Below are 912 nucleotides of genomic sequence, written 5' to 3' on the forward strand. Positions count from 1 at the left end.
GTTCCGAGGCTCCGGCCCCTTCGAAGCCGCCGGGCCGTCCGCCCACGCTCCGCGCCCGCTTCCGCGCGGCCGGACCAAGCGCGGTCCCGGCGGGGCCGGCCTCCGAGCCGGTCGGGGCCGGGCTCCCGCTCGGCATTCCGGCCCGGGTCCCCCGGCGGGGACGGCCTTCCCGGCCCCCCCGCCGGCCCCGGCGCTCCGGAGAGCGGCCCCGATCGGGCGCCCCGGCGGGCCGGTGAGGGCCTCGCCCCTCGCCCGGCGGGCCCTTAAAAAGCCCGTTCCGGGAGGACCGTCCGCCAGTTTTTCCCGCTGCGGTGCTCTTCACCGAGTGTCGCCGCGGGCCGGCACAATTACCTTGAACAAATTAGAGTGCTCATCGCGAGGCGTTCAAAAAACGTCCGAAAGGGCGTGGCCCGCATACAGGTGCATGGGATAACAGAATACGACCTCGGCTCCGGGGTTTCGTCGGTTCACCGGGCCCCGTCGCAGACCCCGGCGGTCCCGGACACCCGACTTCCGTGCGGGCACCGGGCTCCCGCCGGGCGCGGCGGGGTCTTTGCGGGGTCCGAGGTAATGATCGATAGGGGCGGACGGGGGCATCCGTATTGCGACGTTAGAGGTGAAATTCTTGGATCGTCGCAAGACGAACAGCTGCGAAGGCGCTTGTCAAGCACGTTCCCGTTGATCAAGAACGAAAGTCAGAGGTTCGAAGGCGATCAGATACCGCCCTAGTTCTGACCGTAAACTATGCCAGCTAGCGATCCGCCGACGATCCCTCCGTTATGGCTCGGCGGGCCGCTTCCGGGAAACCAAAGCTAACGGGTTCCGGGGGAAGTATGGTTGCAAAACTGGAACTTAAAGGAATTGACGGAAGGGCACCACCAGGAGTGGAGCCTGCGGCTTAATTTGACTCAA

At 67.0% G+C, this 912-nt stretch carries 1 rRNA gene; it reads left to right on the plus strand.

The window, feature by feature from the left end:
- Window positions 1–507: 507 nt before the first annotated feature.
- Window positions 508–912: ribosomal RNA gene (locus IE124_RS36260) — 16S ribosomal RNA — on the plus strand; the annotation flags it as partial.

Origin of the sequence: Streptomyces narbonensis, from assembly GCF_014649015.1 — a bacterium.
Lineage (GTDB): Bacteria > Actinomycetota > Actinomycetes > Streptomycetales > Streptomycetaceae > Streptomyces > Streptomyces narbonensis.